This window comes from Paenibacillus senegalimassiliensis, from assembly GCF_001486585.1.
GTDB lineage: Bacteria > Bacillota > Bacilli > Paenibacillales > Paenibacillaceae > Fontibacillus > Fontibacillus senegalimassiliensis.
In genome coordinates this window covers 48,362-67,276 of sequence record NZ_LN909036.1, presented here as the reverse complement: position 1 = coordinate 67,276, position 18,915 = coordinate 48,362, and the positions used below count along the sequence as shown (strand labels likewise).

13 protein-coding genes are annotated in these 18,915 nt (G+C 48.4%); 6 read left to right on the top strand and 7 right to left on the bottom strand.

Annotated features, from left to right (window positions below; translation table 11 throughout):
* Positions 1 to 211 precede the first annotated feature (211 nt).
* The 5 genes from BN3279_RS01015 (at position 212) to BN3279_RS00995 (ending at position 6,041) form a co-directional block, all read left to right on the top strand.
* Complete coding sequence (locus tag BN3279_RS01015; protein ID WP_059048831.1) at positions 212 to 1,096, top strand: DUF8171 family membrane protein; 885 nt, start codon at positions 212 to 214, stop codon at positions 1,094 to 1,096.
* Positions 1,089 to 2,876, top strand: a complete 1,788-nt coding sequence (locus BN3279_RS01010) for an ABC transporter ATP-binding protein (RefSeq protein ID WP_059048830.1) — start codon at positions 1,089 to 1,091, stop codon at positions 2,874 to 2,876. The genes BN3279_RS01015 and BN3279_RS01010 overlap by 8 nt, the downstream gene beginning before the upstream one ends.
* Positions 2,851 to 3,672 (top strand): energy-coupling factor transporter transmembrane component T family protein, encoded by an 822-nt coding sequence (locus tag BN3279_RS01005; protein ID WP_059048829.1) that lies wholly within the window; start codon positions 2,851 to 2,853, stop codon positions 3,670 to 3,672. The genes BN3279_RS01010 and BN3279_RS01005 overlap by 26 nt, the downstream gene beginning before the upstream one ends.
* Entirely contained in the window at positions 3,673 to 4,515 is an 843-nt protein-coding gene (locus BN3279_RS01000) for a PHP domain-containing protein (RefSeq protein WP_059048828.1), read from the top strand.
* A 707-nt stretch (positions 4,516 to 5,222) separates the two neighbouring features.
* Positions 5,223 to 6,041 carry a hypothetical protein gene (locus BN3279_RS00995; RefSeq protein ID WP_059048827.1) on the top strand — a complete coding sequence of 273 codons (819 nt, stop codon included), beginning with the start codon at positions 5,223 to 5,225 and terminating at the stop codon, positions 6,039 to 6,041.
* A gap of 1,189 nt (positions 6,042 to 7,230) precedes the next feature.
* On the opposite strand, the gene rnr is transcribed toward BN3279_RS00995, so the two are convergent.
* Both rnr and secG read right to left on the bottom strand, forming a co-directional pair.
* Positions 7,231 to 9,549, bottom strand: a complete 2,319-nt coding sequence (gene rnr / locus BN3279_RS00985) for a ribonuclease R (RefSeq protein ID WP_262362516.1) — start codon at positions 9,547 to 9,549, stop codon at positions 7,231 to 7,233.
* 274 nt (positions 9,550 to 9,823) lie between these two features.
* Positions 9,824 to 10,057: a preprotein translocase subunit SecG gene (secG, locus tag BN3279_RS00980; protein WP_059048825.1), complete on the bottom strand. Its 234-nt coding sequence runs from the start codon at positions 10,055 to 10,057 to the stop codon at positions 9,824 to 9,826.
* Between the two features lie 330 nt (positions 10,058 to 10,387).
* Between secG and BN3279_RS00975 the strand changes: the two genes are divergently transcribed.
* On the top strand, positions 10,388 to 12,394 hold the full coding sequence (locus BN3279_RS00975; protein WP_059048824.1) for a methyl-accepting chemotaxis protein: 2,007 nt from the start codon (positions 10,388 to 10,390) through the stop codon (positions 12,392 to 12,394).
* Positions 12,395 to 12,523: 129 nt separating this feature from the next.
* Here the strand turns inward: BN3279_RS00975 and eno are convergent, their stop codons facing one another.
* The 5 genes from eno to gap all read right to left on the bottom strand — a co-directional run bounded on the left by eno (position 12,524) and on the right by gap (position 18,825).
* The gene (gene eno, locus BN3279_RS00970) at positions 12,524 to 13,816 is read right to left on the bottom strand and encodes a phosphopyruvate hydratase (RefSeq protein ID WP_059048823.1); all 1,293 of its coding nucleotides are present in this window, start codon (positions 13,814 to 13,816) and stop codon (positions 12,524 to 12,526) included.
* Between the two features lie 52 nt (positions 13,817 to 13,868).
* A complete protein-coding gene (gene gpmI, locus BN3279_RS00965; RefSeq protein ID WP_059048822.1) occupies positions 13,869 to 15,416 on the bottom strand; it encodes a 2,3-bisphosphoglycerate-independent phosphoglycerate mutase in 1,548 nt (515 codons plus the stop codon).
* Complete coding sequence (gene tpiA, locus BN3279_RS00960; RefSeq protein WP_059048821.1) at positions 15,417 to 16,169, bottom strand: triose-phosphate isomerase; 753 nt, start codon at positions 16,167 to 16,169, stop codon at positions 15,417 to 15,419. It lies immediately after the preceding gene.
* A 210-nt stretch (positions 16,170 to 16,379) separates the two neighbouring features.
* The gene (locus BN3279_RS00955; protein ID WP_059048820.1) at positions 16,380 to 17,561 is read right to left on the bottom strand and encodes a phosphoglycerate kinase; all 1,182 of its coding nucleotides are present in this window, start codon (positions 17,559 to 17,561) and stop codon (positions 16,380 to 16,382) included.
* 253 nt (positions 17,562 to 17,814) lie between these two features.
* Positions 17,815 to 18,825, bottom strand: a complete 1,011-nt coding sequence (gap, locus tag BN3279_RS00950) for a type I glyceraldehyde-3-phosphate dehydrogenase (RefSeq protein WP_059048819.1) — start codon at positions 18,823 to 18,825, stop codon at positions 17,815 to 17,817.
* Positions 18,826 to 18,915 lie beyond the last annotated feature (90 nt).

The following is an 18,915-nucleotide window of genomic DNA, read 5'->3' as shown; positions in this document are numbered from 1 at the left end:
GACCTTCGGGTCTCCTTTACGGCCTGTTTCCTGCCTTTTCGATCTACTCCACTCCATTCTAGCTCGCTAATGTTATGCAAATTTTATTACATTGTTTTCACTATGTAAAAAATATTACAATGCGTTGACACAAAGCCCCCTCTCCCTTAATACTCCGCTACTAGACTGAAAGCACTACCTCATAAAAAAATATGCCAAGGAGGCTCTTTCCATGAGCAGTAAGACCCTGTATACCCTCACGTCTTCGCAGAAAATGATGATTTTTGTATTATCCATGTCCCTGTACGGCCTGTCCAACATGTTTACCGAGCTCATCCCCAGCTTCCAACTGGGTCCCATCGAACTATCTGTAGAGTATTTTGCCTTTATTCCATTGACCCTGTGCATCTTGTTCCATCCCTTATATGCCGCCGTTGGCGCGGCGCTGGGTGAAGTCATCTTCGGGGAACTGATGCTTGGCCAATTCGGCGGTTTGGGCGAACTGGAGAAATTCCTCACCTTCTCTTTCGCGATGTACGTCGCCGGGCGTCTGGTCCGCAACCCGCAGAACCGCATGCAAGTTGGCATCGCCGCCATGACTGGCGTAATTATTCACCAACTGTGCAGTACCCTGGTCGACATCGGTAAAGTATGGATTGGCGTAGAGGAATTCGAAGCCGTTCCTGGCCTGGCTGAAAGTGTCGTCCTCGTCGAAGGCGTCAGCTTCCTGAACGATGTGCTGTTCTCCGGCATTCTGTTCGCCTTGCTCCCGACCCTCTACCTGGTACCACGGCTCTATGGCAAAATCGAACCTCTGCTCGGCATCAAGCCGCGTGTATCCACTACACGGTACGAAGCAGCCGGCATTATTTCGCCCAAGCTGGTAATTACAGGAATTGTCTTGGCATTGGTCGCGTTCGGCGCTGAATCCCTGTCCGAGACCGACTGGAATATCGGGGAATGGGATAGCGGCTTTGCTGATCGCTTTGGCATTGGAGCCATCTGGCTGAGCCTTGGTATTGCCGCAGTCATCGCAGTAGTTACCTTGCTTGTGTTACGTGCCAGAAAGAACCGAAATGCCCAGTCTGGTAATGTCGAGAATTCGCCATATGCCTGATACGAATAGGAAGGCAACCCAGTCAGAAGCACCTTTATACGCCATTGAAGTTGCCGATGTCACCTTTACCTATCCCGGCTCAGATCAGCCCGTATTGAACCATGCCTCTCTAACCATCGAGCACGGCACCTTTACGGCGATCATTGGCGGCAACGGCAGCGGCAAATCAACCCTGTGTAAATTGTTCAACGGATTGATTCCGCATTACTATTCCGGAGATTTTGAAGGCGAAGTACGGGTTCAGGGCATGTCTACCTTGCAAAAAAACGTCGCCGTACTCTCCAAGCACGTAGGCTACGTCTATCAGGACTTCGACAATCAACTGGTACGCCCTACCGTGCTGGACGAGGCCTGCTTCGCTCCCCTGAACTACGGGCTGGGCGATTACCGGCAGCGGGCGCTACGCGCTTTGGAGCTATGTGGCCTGAGCCACCTGCAACACCGCTATATCTGGGAGCTTAGCGGCGGACAGAAGCATCTGCTTGCCCTGGCTGGCGCATTGTCTCTGGAGCCGGAAATTCTCATCGTTGATGAGCCAGTCTCCCAGCTAGACCCCAGCCATGCCCGGCAGGTCTATGAAGTGCTGCGGCAGCTTCACCAAGCTCACGGGAAGACCATCATTGTCATCGAGCATCATACCGAGTTTATCGCTGATTATTGCCAAGAGGTCTGCCTGCTGGAACAAGGCCGGGTGCTGTGGAAGCGCCCGGTTGCAGCAGCCCTGAATAGCCTAGAAGATTTGGAGAGGCTAGGGATTCAGCCGCCTGAGGTCACTCAAGCAGCGGCACTACTAGCTACTCAGCCTCAGAACGGATATCCCATCACAACCGAAGAGGGAATCCGCTACTTTACCGAATTATGGCAACCCTCGCAAGGTCATTCTGAGGATTCGCAGCAAGTGCAAGCTGACGACAACAACCCGAACACCTTTATTCATTTTAACGGGGCGAGCTTGAACTATCGGACGATTCGCAAAGCCGAACAAACCGTGCTGCACGATATTCATCTCCGTATTCACGAAGGAGAGCGCATTGCACTCGTTGGCAACAACGGCGCGGGCAAGTCCTCGCTGATGAAGCTTATCGCCGGGATTGCCAAGCCCTCCAAGGGCACAGTGACCGTGCTAGAGCAAGAGACTAGCAAAGTATCGATTGAACAACTGTCGCGCGATGTTGCGTTCGTCTTCCAGAACCCGGAGGATATGTTCATCGAGGACAGCGTGCAGAAGGAAATTTCGTATTGTCTCAAAAGACGGGGGTATCCCGAAGCTGACGCAACTCTTCAGCGCATGCTGCAAAGCTTCCGGCTGGAGGCCTTGCAGGAACGGGATGCCCGTCTGCTCAGTGGCGGCCAGCAGCGCCGGGTATCTCTAGCGATTGGGGCAGCGATCAGACCTGCCATCATGCTGCTGGATGAACCAACAGCCAACCTGGATTTGGCTACGCGCGAGGAACTACTCAGCACGCTGGAAGAGCTGGGACATCACGTCCGCACCGTTATGATTGCCACCCATGACATGCAGCTCGTACATCGCTGGGCCACGCGTGTTATCGTGATGCATCAAGGCCGCATTCTTGCGGACGGGACGGCCGAAGAGGTATTCGCTTCGGCAGAGCTCGTTTACCATGCCGGATTGGCCCTAACCCAAAGCATGCAACTCTCTCTGGCACTTGGCCTTCACCCGGCTTGCGGCTCTCCAGCAGAGCTGGCCCGGCGGCTAGGTCATACCTTCACAGGAAAGGAGCCCCTCTCGCATGGAGCTTGTCCGCAACTGGTTTAACAAAATATCGCTCGACCGCATCCAACTGGAGCTGATGAACACCGCCTACGGCAGCGGCCACGCTTCCCTGTCCCGACTGGACCCACGGGGTATGCTGATCTGGTATCTGTTCTTCGCCGTCGTACCGTGGTTCATTAACAGCTATCTTGTTCTGGCCGGAATGTGCTTGTTCATGATCGCTACCACTTGGCTTTCCCGGGTCTCTCCGTTCATCATTCTGGTGTTATGCCTGGGCCTGATTGGACAGGTCGGCTGGCTGTTCATTATCTCGCTGTTCTTCGGTGGAGATATCTCGTCTGCTCTGCCCCTGCTGAAGCTAACGATGAAGCTATCCGTTGTCTCGCTAGCCAGCATTACCGTATTCTCAGGCATGGACCCGGAGAAGATCAGCGACGGACTGCTGGCCCTTGGTGTCCCGGCAGCCTTCTCGTTTAGCTTGTCCTACGGCTACCGCATTCTGCCGGTGCTGTTCGAGGAGTTCCGTAACGTGCTGCTGTCCTACCGCTTGCGGGGTAAGGCACCCGAGCATCACGGTGTGCTGTATTGGCGACTTGGAGTGTACTACCTCAAGCTGCTTGTCTATGCCTTCTTTCCATTGATGCTGGCTACGGCCAAGCGGTCACGGACCACGGTAGAAGCGCTGGAGACCCGTGGCTTCTCCTACGGCATGCGCAATCCCGCCGCCAAGAAGCTCAAGCTGGCCCATCTCAAATTGCAACGCCATGATTTTTTATTTTTGGGCGGAAGCGCCCTGTATGTCGCGTTATTATTTTGGCTTAACCAAGGAGTGTTTTAGATGAAAATTGACTTGCATACCCACGCCAAACTATCCAAGGCCACCGACTTCTCACAGGCCTATTACGAAGAAATGATTGCCGAAGCCATTGCGAACGGGCTGGATGCCCTCGCTTTGACCGAGCATTTTAATACACGCCGTTTCCATGACGTTTATGATCATCTCGACCGCCTCTATCCCTTCAACGGAGAGTATTATCAGGCTGGCACACTTCGCATCTTCCCCGGCATGGAGGTCGACATTCGTGAGAACGGACATATTCTGATCATCGGACGCAAGGAACATGTTCTCAGCGTGCGAGAAGCCTTGGAAGACTACACGAAGAAAGGCAACTTCATTCCCTTCGACGATCTAATGGCCTTGGCCGAACGCTACCCGTTGCTGAAGATTGGAGCCCATCCCTTCCGCAAGTCCACGCCGCTTCATCATTTGAGTCGGGAGCAGCTAGGGCGGCTGGATGCCTTTGATTTGAATGCCAAGGATATGTATGAATACGGCAATGAGGTCAATCAAGCCAATGTAGAGAAATTTGCTGCCGAGCTAGGCAAGCCGGTTACAGCGGGTAGCGATACCCATCAATGCCTGCAATACGGTAGCATATACAACGAATTGGCTCAGCCTTGTGAGACTGTAGCCGAGTTGAAGCAAGCTATCGTAGGCGGCCTTTATACCGTCCATGTATCGGATAGCCTGGCCCTTCGTGTCAAGGCCTCTGTTATGCTTAAGAAGCTGCTCAAGCGACTGGTTAAGCTGGAAGGCCCTGCTGCTCAGACTACCACCACCTCAGGCTCCATCCCCGGTTCATCTCCGGAAGCTTCCGCTGCTTCGGCGGCATCGCTTTAATAGCGAGACCGGCGTGCTAATCTAGAAAGATGCTGAACATGCGTATGAACTCATACATACGCATGTTCAGCATCTGAAATTAACCCTACACCCAACCAAAACTCGTATGGTAGACCTTTTGAGAGGAGCAGAAGGATGCGACTCCTATCAGTATATTATTTATGTAAAAATGACCTTTTAGCAGGTATTGTTTGCATTATAGTGGATTTTTAGAGAAAGTACTGATTTCCCTTGAATTTTTTATGAATTGATTTACTTGTTAGTTGCCATTCATTCTTCTTGGTGCTTATGGGCAGAAGTTTATTTATTCGTTTAAAAGTAGTCACCCTAATTTCTCTTATATCATAGTTATTATTGAAAAATCTCATATTTGGAAATCGATCAATAGGTTTTTTAAAGTGTAATTTGCCAGATACGCTGTGCTATAAATTTACTTCCCATCCTCGTTATAGTAGCGCTCACCCTTATATATGTTATCAAGAGTAGTGAACGTTATTGTAGTAATCTTTCCATTATCAACAGTCGCCCTTTCTATAAAAATATCAGTCTCAGAATACTGAAGATTAATCTGAAAAATCTCCGTACGAGAAAAGTTATTATTTTAGATATATATAACTATAATTTCCTGAATATATTAATCATTGAAATATAAATTATTTTATGATATATTTTCCAATGAAATTAAATATATCCAACGGAGGTATTACATGAAAAAGAAGTGGATTTGCACATGCCTGTCTGTGGTATTATTGTTTAGTAGTCTTGGATCTGTTGCCTTTGCAAGCAACAATAACAGTGTGAGTGAAGCAACAATTAATTTTACAAATGATGTTATTGTAGAAGGAATTAAAATAGGTACTGTTGAGGTTACAACAACAACATCGGGATATGACACCGAAGATGGTGGCGAGTTCACAGTAAACCTAAGTAAGGATTATACTCTTTATCCAGAATATATTGAAGAGTATGGTTCAGTTTTTTTTGATTATTCGAAACAGTCAGAAATGACAATAGTTAACCATAGCGATCTTTATATTGACGGGGTTAAAAAAGATCTTAGTGACTTTGATAAGGCATCTCCTGCACCCAATTATGTAGGACTCTTCGCCGCTGATAATGCAGGAATTCCTGCAATCTGCCACTATTATTCAAACAGTGCGAGAACTAGTTACTCTTTCCAGGCTTATGAATCTATGAATTACAATTGGTTTGGAGATGGTAATGGACATGGTGAACCAGAAGGGAAGCACGTTTCAAGGACTGGAATATCTCCTTCAAACCAGCACTTTTCTTCAGCTAGAAATGATGTTATTCTATTTGAAGACGGATACGATGCATATCGTGCTGCTTATTTAACTGTACTGTCCACACTGACTGCTGAACTATATCTTTCTGCGTGGTTTGGTGGTGCTGGGCTAGTAGCAATAGGGGTTATCACATCGGTTGAAGCAGCCGGAGTGGTATATTTGTTTAACGAAGCTGTATCTGATGCAGAACGCGCATATGATTCAATTACCTACTTGTAACAAATAATTTTATTCAATATACAAGTGAGGGTTAAAAATGTTTGTTCTACTCCTAACAGTGTATTTTGGTTCCTTAGTGTTTTTTTTCTATAGATTTATAAAACACATAAACAAACCAAAGTACATATCAGAATCGGTTGTTTTATTAGTTTCAACGGGTCCTTTGGCGTATATAATTGGCTTTTTCAATGAGTCAATGAGATTTCCACTAATATTGCTTAGTGTAATGATTCTTTTCCTTTATCTGATATATCTTCTAGTAAAGAAAAAGGGTAATTTTTAAGAGAAGGTATTACTTCAGAAATTAATGCGGCTCTCTTTAAGTGAAGTGATTCCAATAGACATTGTAAAAAACAAAAAATTCGTTTAATAATATACCCCAGCCTGTATTCTTTAGGCTGGGGTATATTTGTTTTATGCAGCTTTTTCATTTGGAGATAAATGTTTCAAGGATTTATTATAATAGCAAATATACTAGATCTTTAAAAGTGGCACATATTTTAAAAATTAGTTTTCCGCCTTTTAAGTATCCAAAAATCAATCGATCAGTTAGCTATATTAAAGCGGCTTATAGGAGACTGGCCCTTTATAAATCCGTACTTTAAATGGAACCAATAAATATTCATGGAATGTATACTGAAATCCTCTGTCGCCCTGTAGAAGAGGGTGTTCACCTGGACTTTTCTGTAGGCCTTTTCAGCGTATCCGCCACAAGTTTATTGTTTCGGGAGTGGCGGAGCCCACGAAACCATGGAATTGTCATATACATCAATAATGGCACTGATACAGGCCTTTCGGTCAATCACTTTTAATAGGCAATTATGCCACTGAAACTAACGCATACAATTGTACAAAGCACAGCCTTTTTCTTTGTTTATTTCTTGAATCGCTTGAGCTACGGTTTTCGGCACTTGCCTTTACCAACTTTTTTCCGAAAATATTCTCCATCTCCAAGTATTCATTTTGCGCCACAGTTCTTTAATACGTAGCTTAAGACGTCTCTATATGACATACGGTCTGACTTCTAAAAACATTGAACTTCTTTTTGGAGAAAAACTCCCATCATGTAGTAGTAGAAGTTTCGTTCTTCTACTGTCTACTATGATGGGAGTACTCATTTCCCCGACACTTGCTGCTTTTTATATTCCTTATAGATGGGCCTCGCTTGCTTTATACAGCTGCGATGGTCTTATTTTTTCTTCTTGCGAACAAAGGCTGCGGTGGTATTACCGCCGCCCCCCTTGCTCTTGCCCTTGCCGCTCCGCTTGCGTCCCGGGGCCCCCTTGCCCGGCTTGCCGCCACGGCCACCCCGGTCGCCGCCGAAGCCCTCGCGGGGGGCAAAACCTTCCCCGCGACGGCGCGGCTTCATATCAACCATCTCGAAGTCGATGGTATGGTCGTCCATGTTCACGCGCGCTACGCGAATCTTCACCTCGTCGCCGATCCGATAGATCTTCGACGTCCGCTCCCCGATCAGCGCCATATGCTGCTCGTGGAAGTGGTAATAGTCATCCGTCATTGCACTAAGCCGAATCAATCCCTCGACCGTATTCTCCAGTTCGATGAACATCCCGAAGCTCGTTACACTGCTGATCATGCCCGGGAATTCTTCCCCGACCTTATCAAGCATGAACTCGGCCTTCTTCAACTGCTCCGTATCCCGTTCCGCTTCCACGGCAATACGCTCCCGCTCCGATGACTGCTGCGCAATATCCTGCATCCGGCTGGCCAAATACTCCTGCCGTGCTTCGCTTAATGCCCCTCCGCCTTCAATGACCTCACGAATGACCCGGTGGATCACCAAATCGGGATAGCGGCGAATTGGAGAAGTGAAATGGGAGTAAAACTCCGCAGCCAGTCCAAAGTGCCCCGTGCTCTCCGCATCATATTTGGCCTGCTTCATGGAACGCAGCATCATCGTGCTGATGACCGTTTGCTCCTTGGTCCCCTGAATATTTTCCAACAGGGTCTGCAACGCCCGTGGATGAATGCGGTCCCCCTTGCTCCCCTTAACGGAATGCCCGAAGTTAGCGACAAACGCCATGAAGTTCATCAGCTTCTCCTGATCCGGGTCCTCATGAATCCGGTAAATAAACGGAACCTTCAACCAATGGAAATGCTCAGCCACCGTCTCATTGGCTGCCAGCATAAACTCTTCAATAATTTGCTCGGCAATGGAGCGTTCCCGCTTCACGATATCGATTGCCTTGCCATTTTCATCTACGATGACCTTGGATTCCTCGAAGTCGAAGTCCACTGCCCCACGCCGCATGCGGTTACCCCGCAGCCGCATAGCTAACTCTTTCATCAGCTTGAAGGTATCCACTAGGTCGGCATAACGCTCCGTAACCTCGGGATCTTCCTCCTGCAATATTTTCCGAACATTAGTATAGGTCATACGTTCTTTGGTCCGAATCACGCTCGTATAGATGTCGTGGCTGACCACCTTCATCTGTTCGTTGAACTCCATCTCGCAGGACAACGTAAACCTGTCTACCTTCGGATTGAGCGAGCAAATGCCGTTGGACAAGCGGTGCGGAAGCATCGGAATAACCCGGTCCACCAGATACACGCTGCATCCCCGCTGATAAGCTTCCTGATCCAGCGCAGAATTCTCCTTCACATAATAGCCGACGTCAGCAATATGTACCCCAAGCCGGATATTGCCGTTAGGCATCCGCTCCACGTGCACCGCATCATCCAGATCCTTGGCGTCCTCGCCATCGATGGTAACAATGACCTTGTCCCGCAAATCACGACGACGCTGGCGAGCAATTTCTTCTTCAGCAATGGTCTCTGGTGTGTCCTGCGCCTCGGCCATAACTTCATCAGGAAATGCTTCCGGCAATTGGTGCTTGCGAATAATCGATAGAATATCAACGCCCGGATCATCCTTATGCCCCAGAATCTCGATAACTTGTCCAACTGCCGCAGATCGTCCCTCGGGATACTCCACAATCTTGACTACAACCTTCTCACCATCAACCGCACCGCCGAACCCTTCCAGCGGGACGAAAATATCCTTGTTAATCCGTTTATCATCGGCAATAACAAACCCATAAGTCTCGTTATGCTGAAATACGCCCACGACCTGTGTCACCGCACGGTTAACGATCCGAACAACTTCACCTTCCAGCTTGCCGCCGCCCACACTCTTCGAGCTGACGCGCACCAGCACAGTGTCTCCGTTCATTGCACTCTTCAGATCATTAGCGTGGACATACACATCGGGGTGTTCCTTGTCTTCAGGAATAAGAAAAGCAAACCCTTTGGCATGTGCCTGCAACCGGCCACGTACCAGGTCCATCCGTTCCGGCACACCATAACGGTGCGTCCGGGTTAAAATAATTTCACCCGCCTGCTCCAGACGGTTCAACATTTTGAGAAAGCTCTTAAACTCTCCGGCATCGCGAATACCAAAATGCTCTTCCAGCTCCTGATACGTCATCGGCTTGTAGGCGGTCTCCCGCATAAAGGCCAGCAATTCTGTGTCTGTAATTGAATTCAAATGATTTCACCTCAAGCCCGGCCTCTCAACCTTCACCGGGTAATGTATTTAGTCAACTTCGTTTCTATAATATTCCTCTAGTTGTATATACCCTAGTATACACGAATTTAACGCGGTACATCCGTGTATGCCCTGCACCGCCCCTGCACAAATTTACCACGCTATCCCAAAGTCCAGTATCCAAATCCAGCAATCAGCATCACTCTTGTAACTATATCAACCAAAAAAAGCCTGCCTTCCCCCAAAGGAAAAGCAGGCTTTGCTTGAATTTGATCTAATCCAATACAACGGCAACCACGATTGATAGAACGAAGAAGCCGACGGCCAAGCCGATCGTTACACGCTCCAGCACCAGTTCCATACCACGGGCTTTCGTCTTTCCGAAGAGATGTTCAGCACCCCCGGAGATGGCACCCGCAAGACCCGCGCTCTTCCCCTTCTGCAACAATACAGCAACGGTCAGACCGATCGAGAAAATAACGAGCAATACCTTCAAGAAAATATCCATTCAATCCACCTCCTAAAGTGAGAATCTCTTCATCTATTCCTTTATGCTTCGAGTTTATCATTGATACAAAAACAGCATTATTATTGTATCATAGCACCCGTAAATTAACAACCGTTTTCATCCATTACACCAACTTCAACCCAAATTATCCGGTCCGGTTATTTACTCTATATTTTATTAAGCGTCAACGAGGTTTCTCATTCCAAGACCCAACATTTCCCGTCTTAAGTCCCAAAATTCTACATATCGTGCCAATTTGGCCCTTTTATTCGTGGTACTATTTTCTTAACTCATATTTTATGCACAAGTCAGTCATTGGAGGTTAATAATGTGTTTAGCAAAAGCAAGCTTAATAGCAAGTCGATGTCCTTCCAGACCAAGCTACTGTTAATTGTTCTGGCGACGTCTCTGATTCCCCTGCTGGCCGCCAGCATCTTCTTCATTAATTACTTCGGCGGTGTCACGAAGGACGATAGCAACGATTTGGCCCAGGCAACGCTACGTATGAACATCGATAAGATCGATGAATGGGTATTGTCCAAATCTTCTGCGGTGGAACAGTTGATTGAGCAAAACCCGAAATTTCAATCCGGCAAAACCGAGGATATCTTCCCGCTGCTCACCATCTTGGAGCAAAGCGACAGTCAGTCCGAGGGTTACAGCGTCATTGATAAGAACGGGCAGCTTCTGAATATGCTCGGAATGACATCGGATATGTCGCAGAGCGACTATTTTCTTGAAGCCAAGGAGAGCCACAAGCCCGCCATCGGCGAGATGAGTTACCTGGAGGCGCTTGATAAATATATTATACCGGCCATCGTGCCCGTTAATGATCAATCGGGCGCATTTGTGGGCGGTATTGCTTTTTCCATCACCCCTGACGTACTAACCGCTCAGAGCAACAAAATCAACATGGCCGAGACGGGTTACGGCTACGTGATCTCTGATACCGGAGTCTACTATAGCTACCCTGATGCCGAGCGGTTTGGCAAGAAGATGGAGGACTACGCTACCACCCCAGGGCTGCAGAAGGCTGTAACAACCATCCTGGGCAACCAAAGCGGGTCCATGACATATCAGGACGAAACGGGCCAGGAAGTGATTACCTACTACGGGACGATTCCTAGTACGCATTGGAAAATGGTCATTACCGTACCGACTAGCGAAATATTCGCTAAAGTTACGGAAGCTCGAAGCTTGTCCATCGCCCTCGCCATAGCCACGGTACTCATTGTCTCGGCTATCGCTGTGGTGCTGGCCAGACTGGTCGTCAAGCCCATCAAAATCATCTCCCAAGTGATGACTAAGGTAGCTGCCGGCCATCTGGGCGAACGGGTTGCGGTAAAATCGCGGGATGAAATCGGTCAAATGAGCGAAAATATCAATCTGATGATTGATTCATTGTCTAATATGGTGCAGCAAATCGATCATACTATTGGTCAAGTAGACGTCGCTTCCAATGAACTGCTGAACGCCGCGCAGAAGTCTTCTCACGCGACTGCAGATATCACTTCGGCAATTCAGGAAGTGGCCAGCGGTACGGAGACCCAGCTTCAAGGTGCCCGGCAATCCGCGCAAGCTACAGAAGAAATGGCTATCGGCGTACAAAGAATTGCTGAAGCCTCTGGCAGTGTATCAGAACGGGCAGAAGCTGTGTTTGAAGAGGTCGAGCACGGCTATTTGGAGATTCAATCGGCGATTGAACAGATGGGACAAATCCAGTCTACCGCCAACCAAACGGCGGCCGACATCGAGAAATTAGCGGCGCACTCTAGCGAAATTGGTGAGATTGTCCATGTAATTTCCGATATCTCAAACCAGACCGCACTGCTGTCACTGAACGCCTCCATTGAGGCCGCACGTGCAGGGGAACAAGGACGTGGGTTTGCTGTTGTCGCCGGAGAAGTGAAGAAGCTTGCGGAACAGACGAATCAGTCTATCTCCCATATCGTGGAGTTGATTCAGTTCATTCAAGGCTCCACAGCCCAGGCTTCCACTTCAATAACTAACAGCATTGGTGAAATTGATACCGGGATTGAACGCATGGAGCAGGTGGGTACTTCTTTCAGCCAAATTCGCGCCTCCATTCATCATGTCTCCTCACAAATTCAGGATGTCTCGGCAACTACACAGGAGATATCAGCAGGTACCGAAGAGATCGCGGCTTCGGTTGGAGACATGCTGACGATTGCCACAGATTCTGCACAAAGCGCCCAATCGGTGGCCGCTTCCTCTACAGAGCAATCGACCATTATGACAGGCATTGAAGCTTCAGCGCAATCCTTGAATCATTTGATGAATGAACTGAAAGAACAAATCAAGGTCTTCAAGGCGTAAGCCCTAATTCGAACAGAATTATCATACTATGACTTGTGAAAATATGAACGAAACATAAACAAGGCCCTCTGGAGTTAAATCCAGAGGGCCTTGTTTTATTGCAATTTAAAGCTCGTTAAGGTTTGAATCTTAACGATGCTCTTTCAGGTTGTAGAAAGATTTCAAGCCGTTGTATTGAGCCAGGTCAGCCAATTGGTCTTCAATGCGAAGCAATTGGTTGTACTTAGCGATACGGTCTGTACGGGAAGGAGCACCCGTCTTGATTTGACCCGCATTTGTTGCCACAGCGATGTCGGCAATGGTGCTGTCTTCGGATTCACCGGAACGGTGAGAGATAACAGCCGTATAACCTGCACGTTTAGCCATTTCGATAGCATCGAAGGTTTCAGTCAAAGTACCGATTTGGTTTACTTTGATCAGGATGGAGTTACCGATACCATCTTTGATCCCTTTGTAGAGACGTTCTGTGTTAGTTACGAACAAGTCGTCACCCACGAGCTGGATTTTGTCACCCAATTTCTCAGTGAGCAGCTTCCAACCTTCCCAGTCATCTTCGCCGCAACCATCTTCGATAGTGATGATTGGATATTTTTCTACCCAAGAAGCGAGCAAGTCAACGAATTCTGCGGAAGTGTAAGATTTACCTTCGCCTTCAAGATGGTATTTGCCATCTTTGTAGAATTCAGTAGAAGCTACGTCCATACCCAGGAATACGTCTTTACCTGGTGTGTAGCCTGCTTTCGTGATAGCTTCCATGATTGAGGACAATGCATCTTCGTTGGAAGTAAAGTTAGGAGCAAAGCCACCTTCGTCGCCAACAGCCGTGTTCAGGCCTTTCGCTTTCAGAACGGATTTCAGGTTGTGGAAGATTTCTGCGCCAGTACGAAGAGCTTCCTTGAAGTTAGGAGCGCCTACAGGCAGAATCATGAATTCTTGTACGTCTACGTTGTTGTCGGCATGCGCGCCACCGTTCACGATGTTCATCATCGGAACTGGAAGTTGCTTGGCGTTGAATCCGCCCAGGTATTCGTAGAGTGGCAGGTCCAGAGCGTCAGCCGCAGCGCGGGCAACAGCCATGGATACAGCCAGGATTGCGTTGGCACCCAATTTACCTTTGTTTGGTGTACCGTCCAAAGCGATCATCAATTTGTCGATGCCGAGTTGGTCCAGAGCGTCCATACCGATCACTTCTGGGGAGATCAATTCATTTACGTTCTTAACAGCTTGCAGTACGCCTTTGCCCAGGTAACGGGACTTGTCTTCGTCGCGAAGCTCAACCGCTTCATGAGCACCTGTGGAAGCGCCGGAAGGAACGATAGCGCGGCCCATTGCGCCGGACTCAAGATATACTTCAACTTCAACAGTAGGGTTACCGCGAGAGTCCAGGACTTCGCGAGCATAGACATCAGAAATAATTGTCATAAGATACAGTCTCCTTTTAAGTGTTAATTTTTATTTTTTGTTCTTGACTTCCTTAAGCCTTGCGGCTGGCAATCATGGATGTACCGGTCATTTCAGCCGGTTGCGGCAGGCCCATCAGATCGAGCAGCGTTGGAGCTACATCGGCCAGAATCCCCTTCTCGCGCAATACGACATTCTCGTCAGTAACGATGAATGGAACCGGATTAGTGGTGTGTGCAGTAAATGGACGGCCTTGCTCATCCGTTTCCATATCGGCATTACCATGGTCGGCAATAATGATAACTACGCCGCCTTTAGCGGTAACCGCATCAACAACCTTGGCTACACATTCGTCGGTGACTTCAACCGCCTTAATGGTTGGTTCCATCATCCCCGAGTGGCCTACCATGTCAGGATTGGCAAAGTTCAGGATAATCGCATCATGCTTATCTGCTTCGATCTCAGCTACGCAAGCCGCAGCCACTTCGTAAGCACTCATCTCAGGCTGCAGGTCATAAGTAGCTACCTTCGGTGAGTTGATTAACACACGGGTTTCGCCAGGAAGTTCGACATCGCGACCACCGCTGAAGAAGAAGGTTACGTGCGGATATTTTTCCGTCTCGGCAATACGCAATTGCTTCTTGCCTTGCTGAACCAGCACTTCGCCAAACGTGTTGTCCAAATTCTTCGGCTTGTACGCCACATAACCGTCCACCGTCTCCGCAAACAACGTCAAGCATACAAAATGCAAGTCGGTTGGGAACTTCGGACCACGATCGAAGCCTTGGAAATCTTTGTTGGTGAATACGTTGGACAATTGAATCGCACGGTCCGGACGGAAGTTCAGGAATATAACTGAATCCCCGGATTCCACAGATGCGATCGGTTGATCATGTCCATCCACAATAACGGTTGGCATGACGAATTCATCAAATACCGATTTCTCGTAGGATTCGGTTACTGCCGTAATCGGGTCGGTATATTTAGGGCCTTCGCCATAAACCATCGCACGGTACGACTTCTCTACGCGATCCCACCGTTTGTCACGGTCCATCGCATAGTAACGGCCTTGCACTGTAGCGATTCGGCCTACGCCAAGCTCATTAATCTTCCCAATCAGACGTTCCAGGAAGCCCCTCGCACTATCTGGAGCCACGTCGCGTCCGTCCAGGAAGGCATGGATGTACACTTCATGCATCTCTTCCTTCTTGGCCAGGTCCAACATAGCAAACAGGTGGTCGATATGGCTATGAACGCCGCCGTCGGACAGAAGACCATATAAATGCAGCTTCTTGCCCTTCGCTTTTGCACTGCGAACCGCTGCTACCAGCGTTTCATTGTTGAAGAATTCGCCTTCGCGAATCGACTTGGAGATCCGGGTCAAGTCCTGGTATACAATCCGGCCAGCACCAATGTTCAAGTGCCCTACTTCCGAGTTGCCCATTTGACCTTCCGGCAAACCAACCGCTTCACCACTGGCAGTCAAAGTCGTGTTTGGATATTGCTTCAGGTAACGATCATAGTTCGGCTTATTCGCTTGGGCTACTGCATTGCCCTCTACTTGCTCGCGAAGTCCAAAGCCGTCCATGATGATCAATGCTACCGGTTTGGGGGCTGTCATTTACTTCGCCCCCTCAACAAGCTCAGCATAAGATGCTGGCTGCAAGCTGGCTCCGCCCACAAGCGCGCCATCGATATCGCTTTGACCCATGTATTCCTTTACGTTCTCCGGCTTCACGCTGCCGCCGTATTGGATACGGATCTTCGCAGCAACATCAATGCCGTACAGTCCATCAACCAGGCTGCGGATGTAGGAAATGACTTCGTTCGCATCTTGAGAAGTAGAGGATTTGCCTGTACCAATTGCCCAGATTGGTTCGTAAGCAATAACGACCTGAGCCGCTTGCTCTGCTGTCAAGCCTTTCAACGCCGCTTCCGTTTGCACTTTAACGACATCCTTGGTTTGACCCGCTTCACGTTCTTCCAATTTCTCGCCAACGCAAGGGATTGGAGTCAAGCCATGCTTGAACGCTGCATGGATTTTCTTGTTAACGATTTCGTCGGTTTCACCAAAGTATGCGCGACGTTCGGAGTGTCCGATAATGACATAATCCACGCCCAGCTCTTTCAGCATTCCTCCGCTGATTTCGCCTGTAAATGCGCCTTCGTCTTCAAAATGCATGTTTTGCGCGCCGATTTTGATCGACGTGCCTTTTGCTGCTTCTACCAAAGCCGGGAGGTTTGTAAACGGAGCGCAGATGACGCTTTCCACGCCTGCAACTTCCGCTTTACCTTTAACCGCTTCGAAGAAAGCTTTAGCTTCGGAAACCGTTTTGAACATTTTCCAGTTTCCTGCAATGATAGGTGTTCTCACAGAGCCCACTCCTTTATTTCATAGAGGTAGTTCAAAAAACGGCCTTTGATCACGATGCAATTTCAGGAAGTATTTCGACATCGAATCCTGAATTCAGCCGGGCCTTCCGTTGCTCACGTAGATCTATCTACGCTCCGCTACTCTGTCCCTAGCTTCATCCAGCCTTCTCGGTGCTGAAATCCCGTTTTTTTGAACGTTTGAACCTATTTCTTACTTGTCGTTCAGGGCAACCACGCCTGGAAGCGCCTTGCCTTCCATAAATTCAAGAGAAGCGCCGCCGCCAGTGGAAATGTGGTCCATTTCCCCTGCCAGATTAAATTTCTCTGCTGCTGCTGCGGAATCGCCGCCACCGATGATGGTGTAGCCTTCCGTAGTCGCGCAAGCTTCAGCCACTTCTTTTGTACCGTTAGCAAAAATGTCGATTTCGAATACGCCCATCGGTCCGTTCCAAACAACCAGCTTGGAATTCTTGATGATGTCTGCATAAATAGCACGCGTCTTCGGTCCGATGTCTACGCCTTCCCAATCGGCAGGAATGCTATCGATATCAACGTCATTGTGATTCGCAGTTGCGCTGAAGTCGTCTGCTACTACGCAGTCAACAGGCAACACAAAGTTCTTGCCAAGCTTCTTGGCTTTCTCGATGAAGCCGAGTGCTGCATCCAGCTTCGAATCATCCAGCAAGGACTTACCGATTTCATGGCCTTGAGCCTTGAAGAAGGTATAAGCCAGACCGCCGCCAATCAACACGTTGTCTGCAATGTTGAGCAGATTGTCGATGACATCAATCTTGTCTTTTACTTTCGATCCACCAATGATAGCTGTAAAAGGACGATCCGGGTTCGACAAGGCTTTGCCGAGAACGGACAGTTCCTTCTCCATCAGAAGACCAGATACGGCCGGCAAATGATGAGCGATGCCTTCAGTCGAAGCATGAGCACGGTGAGCCGCACCAAATGCATCATTGACGAACAGGTCAGCCAATTCAGCAAATTGCTTCGCAAGCTCAGGATCGTTTTTCTCTTCACCAGGGTAGAAACGAACGTTCTCAAGCACGAGGACGTCGCCGTTATTCAAGGCACTTACTTTTGCCTTTGCTGCTTCACCAATAGCTTCGTCAGCCTTAGCTACTGGCTTGCCCAGCAACTCGGACAGGCGTGCAGCCGCTTGGGTCAAACGCATGTCTTCATTCACTTGGCCTTTTGGACGGCCCAAATGACTCGCGAGAATAACTTTCGCACCATTTTCGATCAAGTATTTGATCGTAGGCAGCGTTTCGCGAATCCGGGTATCGTCCGTAATCTTGCCGTCTTGCATTGGTACATTGAAATCTACACGAACAAACACGCGTTTGCCGCTTACTTCCACATCACGTACACTTTTCTTGTTCATATCCACGTTCCTCCTAAGGGTATGCGCGGCGGTTTCCAGAACTAGCGGAAAAATGCGCATATACGGCTTAATTCTTGATTTCTCTCCTAAGCGTCTTACGAAAAGCTATCTCTATTTATAAAAACGGGGTGTGTGTGAATGCCGTGTTTGGTGCATGAACCAAAGAGGAGTCCTTCTAGGCAGGTCGCTCCTCTTTGGATTGTTTATATTAGAGAAGATTCACAAATGCATCTTCTCATTTGACATTGCTATATTACTTAACTTTTTTTGCGAAGTATTCCAGGGAACGAACCAATTGAGCTGTGTAGGACATTTCGTTGTCGTACCAAGCTACTGTTTTAACGAGTTGTTTGTCGCCAACAGTCATTACTTTCGTTTGAGTCGCATCGAACAGGGAACCGTAAGTGATACCTACGATATCGGAAGATACGATTTCATCTTCAGTGTAACCGAAAGTTTCTGGATCGGAAGCGGCTTTCATTGCTGCGTTTACTTCTTCAACTGTAACTGATTTTTCCAGAACAGTCACAAGCTCAGTCAGGGAACCAGTTGGTACAGGTACACGTTGAGCAGCACCGTCGAGCTTGCCTTTCAGTTCAGGGATAACCAGGCCGATAGCTTTAGCTGCGCCAGTTGTGTTAGGGATGATGTTTGCTGCTGCTGCACGAGCACGACGGAAGTCGCCTTTCGCATGAGGAGCATCCAGCGTGTTTTGGTCGCCAGTGTAAGCGTGGATCGTAGTCATCAAACCTTCAACGATGCCGAAGCTGTCGTTCAGGGTTTTAGCCATAGGTGCCAGGCAGTTCGTTGTGCAAGATGCACCGGAGATAACCGTTTCGGAACCGTCAAGGATTTCATGGTTAACGTTGTAAACAACGGTCTTCATGTCGCCAGTAGCTGGAGCGGAGATAACAACTTTCTTCGCGCCGCCCTTAAGGTGCTTTTCAGCGCCTTCTTTGGTTGTGAAGAAGCCTGTGCATTCCAGAACGATATCTACGCCGAGGTCGCCCCAAGGCAATTCTTCAGGGTTGCGGTTAGCCAGAACCTTAACTTCTTTGCCGTTAACTTTGAAGAAGCCATCATGCACTTCAACTTCACCGTCGAAGCGGCCTTGCGTCGTATCATATTTCAACAAATGAGCCAACATTTTTGCATCTGTCAGGTCATTGATCGCTACTACTTCAATACCTTCCACGTTTTGAATGCGGCGGAAAGCCAAACGTCCAATACGTCCAAACCCGTTAATCCCTACTTTTACGCTCATTAAATAGTTCCTCCCAGTGTTCGTTTTTTTTATTATTCAAGACAGGCCGAAAAGCCCGCCATGAGTAAACAATAGTTAATAAGAGCTTCT

Excerpts from the sequence above, each read along its gene's own strand:
- BN3279_RS01015 (WP_059048831.1), top strand. The coding sequence starts at position 212 with ATGAGCAGTAAGACCCTGTATACCCTCACGTCTTCGCAGAAAATGATG.
- BN3279_RS01010 (WP_059048830.1), top strand. The coding sequence starts at position 1,089 with ATGCCTGATACGAATAGGAAGGCAACCCAGTCAGAAGCACCTTTATAC.
- BN3279_RS01005 (WP_059048829.1), top strand. The coding sequence starts at position 2,851 with ATGGAGCTTGTCCGCAACTGGTTTAACAAAATATCGCTCGACCGCATC.
- BN3279_RS01000 (WP_059048828.1), top strand. The coding sequence starts at position 3,673 with ATGAAAATTGACTTGCATACCCACGCCAAACTATCCAAGGCCACCGAC.
- BN3279_RS00995 (WP_059048827.1), top strand. The coding sequence starts at position 5,223 with ATGAAAAAGAAGTGGATTTGCACATGCCTGTCTGTGGTATTATTGTTT.
- secG (WP_059048825.1), bottom strand. The coding sequence starts at position 10,057 with ATGGATATTTTCTTGAAGGTATTGCTCGTTATTTTCTCGATCGGTCTG.
- eno (WP_059048823.1), bottom strand. The coding sequence starts at position 13,816 with ATGACAATTATTTCTGATGTCTATGCTCGCGAAGTCCTGGACTCTCGC.
- gpmI (WP_059048822.1), bottom strand. The coding sequence starts at position 15,416 with ATGACAGCCCCCAAACCGGTAGCATTGATCATCATGGACGGCTTTGGA.
- BN3279_RS00955 (WP_059048820.1), bottom strand. The coding sequence starts at position 17,561 with ATGAACAAGAAAAGTGTACGTGATGTGGAAGTAAGCGGCAAACGCGTG.
- gap (WP_059048819.1), bottom strand. The coding sequence starts at position 18,825 with ATGAGCGTAAAAGTAGGGATTAACGGGTTTGGACGTATTGGACGTTTG.